Source organism: Methylobacterium sp. E-005, from assembly GCF_022829725.1.
Lineage (GTDB): Bacteria > Pseudomonadota > Alphaproteobacteria > Rhizobiales > Beijerinckiaceae > Methylobacterium.
This window is the reverse complement of record NZ_JAKSYG010000211.1, coordinates 1-6,644: the sequence shown is the minus strand read 5'-3', so window position 1 is coordinate 6,644 and position 6,644 is coordinate 1. Positions and strand designations below refer to the sequence as shown.

General features: G+C 70.7%; 6 protein-coding genes. 4 read left to right on the top strand and 2 right to left on the bottom strand.

Annotation, left to right across the window (positions count from 1 at the left end):
• Positions 1-178: 178 nt before the first annotated feature.
• Positions 179-1,393 (bottom strand): iron-containing alcohol dehydrogenase, encoded by a 1,215-nt coding sequence (locus MKK88_RS24810; protein ID WP_244004508.1) that lies wholly within the window; start codon positions 1,391-1,393, stop codon positions 179-181.
• A 52-nt stretch (positions 1,394-1,445) separates the two neighbouring features.
• On the bottom strand, positions 1,446-2,390 hold the full coding sequence (locus tag MKK88_RS24805; protein ID WP_244004506.1) for a LysR family transcriptional regulator: 945 nt from the start codon (positions 2,388-2,390) through the stop codon (positions 1,446-1,448).
• A 116-nt stretch (positions 2,391-2,506) separates the two neighbouring features.
• On the opposite strand from MKK88_RS24805, the gene MKK88_RS24800 reads away from it, so the two are divergent.
• The 4 genes from MKK88_RS24800 to MKK88_RS24785 form a co-directional block, all read left to right on the top strand.
• Positions 2,507-4,003: a CoA-acylating methylmalonate-semialdehyde dehydrogenase gene (locus MKK88_RS24800; RefSeq protein ID WP_244004503.1), complete on the top strand. Its 1,497-nt coding sequence runs from the start codon at positions 2,507-2,509 to the stop codon at positions 4,001-4,003.
• A gap of 197 nt (positions 4,004-4,200) precedes the next feature.
• The gene (locus MKK88_RS24795) at positions 4,201-5,346 is read left to right on the top strand and encodes an isobutyryl-CoA dehydrogenase (RefSeq protein WP_244004502.1); all 1,146 of its coding nucleotides are present in this window, start codon (positions 4,201-4,203) and stop codon (positions 5,344-5,346) included.
• Positions 5,343-6,404, top strand: a complete 1,062-nt coding sequence (locus MKK88_RS24790) for an enoyl-CoA hydratase/isomerase family protein (protein ID WP_244004500.1) — start codon at positions 5,343-5,345, stop codon at positions 6,402-6,404. Before MKK88_RS24795 ends, MKK88_RS24790 begins: the two co-directional genes overlap by 4 nt.
• A 134-nt stretch (positions 6,405-6,538) precedes the next feature.
• The coding region (locus tag MKK88_RS24785) for an NAD(P)-binding domain-containing protein (RefSeq protein ID WP_244004510.1) at positions 6,539-6,644 on the top strand (106 nt) is incomplete at its 3' end.

Sequence of the window (6,644 nt, the reverse complement as noted above, 5' to 3'; positions counted from 1 at the left end):
ATCGACCCAAGTGTCACCGTGCATTGTCTCTCCCCCCTTTGCGGTGCAGGGTGGCCCCGGAAGGGGGTCGGGCAGGGGGCGGGACGGTACAAAGGGAGGCTGCGGACTCCGAACCTGCCGCTCCTGATCCTGAACCGGGCTCTCCCCTCTCCCGCCCCCCGCTCACGCGGGGGCCCCCCTACCCCGCAAAGGGGGGGGGGGGGAGGCACGCGATTATGCCCAACCATGCTCCCCCCGCCCAGACCCGCCGATACAGCGCGACGATCTCCTCGGCGCTGGGCTCGACCGGGTTGTTGGCCGGCGACCCGGAGGCCAGCGCCTGGGCCGCCATGGTGGGGAGCAGCGCCTCCCAGCGGGCCGGGTCGATCCCGTATTCCTTAGGGCCGGGCACATCGAGGTCGTCGTTGAGCGCTTCCAGTTCCGCCACCAGGGCGGCGGCGGCGGACCGGTCGTCGGCCTCCGGCTTGGCGACCCCGATGGCCCGGGCGCAGGCCGCGTAGCGGTCGATGGCGGCCGGCGCCGAGAACGACGTGACCGCCGGCAGCAGCATCGCGTTCGATAGCCCGTGCGCCACGTGGAAATGCGCGCCGATCGGCCGGCTCATCCCGTGGACCAGCGCCACCGAGGAATTCGAGAACGCGATGCCGGCCTGCGTCGCGCCGAGCATCATCGCCTCGCGGGCCGCCCGGTCGCCGGGATCGGTCCAGACCCGGCGCAGGTTCGGCGCGATCAGCTTCATCGCCTGGAGCGCCAGCCCGTCCGAGAACAGGTTCGACTTGCGCGACACGTAGGCCTCGATCGCGTGGGTCAGGGCGTCGATGCCGGTATCGGCGGTGAGCCGCTTGGGCTTGGTCAGCGTCAGCTCGTAATCGACCAGAGCCGCCACGGGCAGATAAGCCAGCCCGATGCAGAGCATCTTCTCGTCGGAGGTCTCGTCGGTCACGATGGTGAAGCGGGTCGCCTCCGAGCCGGTGCCTGCGGTGGTGGGGATCGCCACGATCGGCAGGCCGGGCTCGTCCTGCTGGCGGGGCGCCTTGTAGTCACGCATGTGGCCGCCGTGGCGGGCGAGCACGGCCACCGCCTTGGCGGTGTCCATCGGGCTGCCGCCGCCGAAGCCGACCACGCAGTCGAAGTCGCCGGCCTTGAGCGCGGCGAGCGCCGCCTCCACCGAGGCCACGGTCGGGTCGGGCACCGTGTCGGCGAACACGGTGGCGCGGGTGCCGGCGCCGGACAGGCGTTCGGTGAGGGCCTCCACCCGGCCGCTGCCGGCGAGATAGGGGTCGGTCACCACGAAGGGGCGCGACAGGCCGAGCTGGGCGAGCACCTCCGGCAGGAGCCGCGAGGCGCCGGCGCCGACGCGCATCAGCCGGGGCAGGGCGATCGAGGCGACCATGGTGTGATCCTCCGACCCGGCGCCTGTTCCGATCGGCCGGGTTCGTCCGATCTTAAGGCGCCGCCGGATCCTGCGAAACCGCCGGTGCTGACATCGCCGGCCCGGCGAACAGGGCGCCGGAGGCTTCGACCTCGGCGGCGATGAAGCTCGCGACGGCGCGGATATGGGCCGCCTTCCGGTGGTCCTCGTGGATGTGCATGTGGAACGCGCGCGTCAGCGAAACCTGCCCGGGCAGCACCGGCACCAGCCCGGGATGGGCCGCCGCGATGAAGGCAGGCAGGACGCACAGGCCGGCCCCGGCGCGCGTCGCGTAGACCTGGGCCAGGAGATTGGTGGAGCGCAGGCGCGCGCTGAGCGGAGGCCCCAGGGCGCCCAGGTAGTTCAGCTCGCGCGTGAACAGCATGTCCTCGATGTAGCCGACGAAGGGATGGGTGGAGAGGTCCGCGACCTCGGTGATCGGCGCCGCAGCGGCGCGGTAGGACTCGGCCGCGTAGACGAACAGCCGGTAATCGGTGAGCCGGCGCGCCACCACCCGGGCCTGCTGTGGCCCGGACAGGCTGATGACGATGTCGGCCTCGCGCTTGGACAAGCTGAAGATCCGGGCGGTCGCCATGATCTCCACCTCCAGCCCCGGATGCCGCGCGGTCAGCCGATGCATGCGCGGGGCGAGGAACACGCTGCCGAACCCGTCCGGCGCACCGATCCGCACGGTGCCGGAGACCGTCTGGGTGGCCCCCGTGGCGGCGCTTGCCGAGAGGAACGCGCTCTCCATCGCCTCGGCGACGCCGAGCAGGTTCGCCCCGTCCTCGGAGAGCGCGTAGCCCACGTTGCTGCGATGGAACAGGCGGGCGCCGAGGCCATCCTCCAGCGCGCGGATCCGCCGGCCGACCGTCGTGTGCTCGGTGCCGAGCCGCGCGGCGGCGGCGCTGAGCGTGCCGGTGCGCGCCACCGCGAGGAAGTAGCGCAGATCGTCCCAGTTCGGCCCGATCCTGGCCATGGCCGCACTCCCGCTGTGCATCGATGCACAGCGGCTGTAAGCGCATCCAGCTTTATCGCTCAAGCGATCCTGTTAGGGTGCGCCAAAATCATACGCCACATCACAGGGAGGCGCGCATGCGCACGATCGGGCATTACATCGGTGGCCGGAACGTCGGCGGCGAGAGCGGGCGGTTCGCCGACGTGTTCCACCCCTCGACCGGCGAGGTCCAGGCCAAGGTCGCGCTGGCCAGCAAGGCCGAGATGCGCGCCGCCGTCGAGAACGCCAAGGCGGCCCAGCCGGCCTGGGCGGCCACGAACCCGCAGAAGCGCGCCCGGGTGATGATGCGCTTCCTCGAACTCATCCGCGGCGAGAACGATGCGCTGGCCGAGCTGCTGGCCTCCGAGCACGGCAAGACGGTGCCGGATGCCAAGGGCGACATCCAGCGCGGCGTCGAGGTCGTGGAATTCGCCTGCGGCATCCCGCACCTGCTCAAGGGCGAGTACACCGAGGGCGCCGGTCCGGGGATCGACGTCTATTCCCTGCGCCAGCCGCTGGGCGTCGTTGCCGGCATTACGCCGTTCAACTTCCCGGCGATGATCCCGCTGTGGAAATGCGCGCCGGCCATTGCGTGCGGCAACGCCTTCATCCTGAAGCCGTCCGAGCGCGACCCGAGCGTGCCGATCCGCATCGCCGAGATCTTCCTGGAGGCGGGCCTGCCGCCGGGGATCCTCAACGTCGTCAACGGGGACAAGGAAGCGGTTGACGCGATCCTCGACGACGAGGACATCAAGGCGGTGGGCTTCGTCGGCTCCTCGCACATCGCCGAGTACATCTACGTGCGCGCCGCCGAGACGGGGAAGCGCGCCCAGTGCTTCGGCGGCGCCAAGAACCACATGATCATCATGCCGGATGCCGATATGGGCCAGGCGGTCGATGCGCTGATCGGCGCCGGCTACGGCTCGGCCGGCGAGCGCTGCATGGCGATCTCGGTGGCGGTGCCGGTGGGCGAGAAGACCGCCGACCGCCTGATGGAGAAGCTGATCCCGCGGGTGGAGTCGCTCAAGATCGGCCCGTCGCATGACGGCTCGGCCGATTACGGCCCGCTGGTCACCCGGGAGGCCGTGCAGAAGGTCGCGAGCTACATCGACAAGGGCGTGGCCGAGGGTGCCGAGCTCGCCGTCGACGGCCGCGGCTTCAAGCTCCAGGGCTACGAGAACGGCTTCTACATGGGCGGCTCGCTGTTCGACCGCGTGACCCCCGACATGACGATCTACAAGGAGGAGATCTTTGGCCCCGTGCTCTCGGTGGTGCGCGCCAAGGATTACGAGGAGGCGCTGGCGCTGCCCTCGACCCACCAGTACGGCAACGGCGTCGCGATCTTCACGCAGGACGGCGACGCGGCGCGCGACTTCACGGCCCGGGTCAATGTCGGCATGGTCGGCGTGAATGTGCCGATCCCGGTCCCGATCGCCTACCACACCTTCGGCGGCTGGAAGCGCTCGGGCTTCGGCGACCTGAACCAGCATGGGCCGGACTCGATCCGGTTCTACACCAAGACCAAGACCGTGACGCAGCGCTGGCCGAGCGGCATCAAGAGTGGGGCTGAGTTCTCCATCCCGACGATGCGGTAAGCCAAAAACCCTCCCCCTCTGCGGGGGAGGGTGCCCTGCGGATGCAGGGCGGGAGAGGGGCAGCGCGACGGTGCTGGTTGCGGCGCCCGGCGCGCCCTGTCCGGACACGTCGCTCCCCTCTCCCGACCCCTTCGGGGGCCACCCTCCCCCGCAGAGGGGGAGGGACACCGCCCGTCTGAACTGTTGGAGCCACGCCCATGCGTTTCGGGCTCGATGAGGACCGCACCGCGATCCGCGAGATGGCCCTCGGCTTCGCGGCCGAGCACATCGCCCCCCACGCCCTCGACTGGGATCGCGATAAGACGTTTCCCGTAGAGACCCTGCGGGCGGCGGCCGCTTTGGGCATGGCCGGCATCTATGTCCGTGAGGATGTCGGCGGCTCCGGCCTGTCGCGCCTCGACGCCACTCTGATCTTCGAGGCGCTGAGCACCGGCTGCCCGACCGTGGCGGCGTTCCTGTCGATCCACAACATGTGCGCCTGGATGATCGACACCTACGGCGACGAAGCCCAGCGCCAGCGCTGGCTCCCCTCGCTCATGGGCATGGAGCGGATCGCCAGTTACTGCCTCACCGAGCCGGGCTCGGGCTCCGACGCCGCGGCGCTCCGCACCCGCGCCGAGCGCGACGGCGACCATTACGTGCTCACCGGCGAGAAGCAATTCATCTCGGGCGCCGGCGCCAGCGACCTCTACGTCTGCATGGTCCGCACCGGCGAGGCCGGCCCGGCGGGCATCTCGGCCATCGTGGTGGAGAAGGGCACGCCCGGCCTCTCCTTCGGGGCCGACGAGCGCAAGATGGGCTGGAACGCCCAGCCGACCCGGGCCGTGCGCTTCGACGGCTGCCGGGTGCCGGCAGAGAACCGCCTCGGTGCCGAGGGCCAGGGCTTCAAGATCGCCATGAGCGGCCTCGACGGCGGGCGACTCAACATCGCGGCCTGTTCGCTCGGCGGCGCGCAGGCGGCCCTCGACAAGGCGCTCGCCTATATGGGCGACCGGCGCGCCTTCGGGGCGAAGCTGACCGACTTCCAGGCGCTGCAGTTCCGGCTCGCCGACATGGCGACCAGCCTGGAGGTGTCGCGCACCTTCCTGCGCCACGCGGCCGCCGCGCTGGACGCCAAGGATCCCGCGGCCACGCAGCTCTGCGCCATGGCCAAGCGCCACGTCACCGACGCGGCCTTCGAAATCGCCAATCAGGCGCTGCAGCTGCATGGCGGCTACGGCTATCTCGCCGAGTACGGCGTCGAGAAGATCGTTCGCGACCTGCGCGTCCACCAGATCCTGGAAGGCACGAACGAGATCATGCGGGTCATCATCGCCCGCGGGCTGACCGGAGGCCGCCGATGAGCGATGTGATCGTCGAGCGCGTCGGCGGCCTGGGGCGGCTGCGGCTCGACCGGCCGAAGGCGCTCAACGCCCTGACCCACGGCATGGTGGGCGCAATCGACCGGGCGCTCGACCAGTTCTCGGCCGATCCCGGCATCGCCGCGGTGCTGCTCACCGGCGAGGGCGAGCGCGGCCTCTGCGCAGGCGGCGATCTGCGTACCCTCTACGACAGCACCGACCTCGTCGAAGCCGAACGGTTTTGGCGGGACGAGTACCGGCTGGATGCGCGCATCGCCCAGTACGAAAAACCGTTCGTCGCGGTGATGGACGGCATCACCATGGGCGGCGGCGTCGGGCTCGCCGGCCATGCCGCCCACCGGATCGTCACCGAACGCTCCCGGGTCGCCATGCCGGAGACCGGCATCGGCTATTTCCCGGATGTCGGCGGCACGTGGCTGCTGCCCCGGGCGCCGGGCGAGGTCGGAACCTATCTCGGCCTCACCGGCGAGCCGATGGGCGCCGCCGACGCGGTCTTTTCCAACTTTGCCGACGCGTTGGTGCCAACTGCATCGCTCCTCGACCTGATCGACGCCCTCGCGGCGCTCCCGCCGGATGCCGGGGATGCGGGCGTGCGGGACGTGATCGGGCGTCTGGCGCAGGATCCCGGCCCGGGGCCGCTGGCCGCGCATCGCGACGTGATCGACCGGTGCTTCGCCTTCGACATGGTCGACGAGATCCTGTCGGCGCTGGCCGCCGACGGCTCGGATTTCGCGGCAGCGACGCGGAAAACCCTGCTGACCAAGGCGCCGACGAGCCTCGTCCTGACGCTCTGCCTGCTGCGCCTCGGCCGCGCCTCCCCGAACCTGGAGGCCTGCCTGGAGCGCGAGTTCCACGCTTCGCTGGCCGTCCTGGCGGAGGGCGATCTGCGCGAGGGCATCCGCGCCGCGGTGATCGACAAGGACAAGAGCCCGCGCTGGAACCCCGCAAGCCTCGATGCCGTCGATCCGGCGCGGATCGCCCGCTGGCTGGAGAAGCGGGCGGAGCCGGTTTTCTCGGACGCGCGCACGGGGGCGGTGTGATGAAGCATCGCCTTCTCCCATCCGCGCCTTCCCTCCCCCCTCTGCGGGGGAGGGAGAGCGCTTGGGGGATCTGGTCTGCCCTCAGGATGAAGGCGGGTGGGAGAGGCGAGCAACAACAATACAGGGAGGGTTGGATGGCGCAGACCATCGGGTTCATCGGTCTCGGCAACATGGGCCGCCCCATGGCGGCCAACCTCGTGAAGGCCGGCCATCCGGTTCGCGGCTGCGATCTGGCGCCGG

Bases quoted from the DNA above. Each gene is read 5' to 3' on its own strand.
- MKK88_RS24790 (WP_244004500.1), top strand. From the start codon at position 5,343: ATGAGCGATGTGATCGTCGAGCGCGTCGGCGGCCTGGGGCGGCTGCGG.
- MKK88_RS24800 (WP_244004503.1), top strand. From the start codon at position 2,507: ATGCGCACGATCGGGCATTACATCGGTGGCCGGAACGTCGGCGGCGAG.
- MKK88_RS24805 (WP_244004506.1), bottom strand. From the start codon at position 2,390: ATGGCCAGGATCGGGCCGAACTGGGACGATCTGCGCTACTTCCTCGCG.
- MKK88_RS24795 (WP_244004502.1), top strand. From the start codon at position 4,201: ATGCGTTTCGGGCTCGATGAGGACCGCACCGCGATCCGCGAGATGGCC.
- MKK88_RS24810 (WP_244004508.1), bottom strand. From the start codon at position 1,393: ATGGTCGCCTCGATCGCCCTGCCCCGGCTGATGCGCGTCGGCGCCGGC.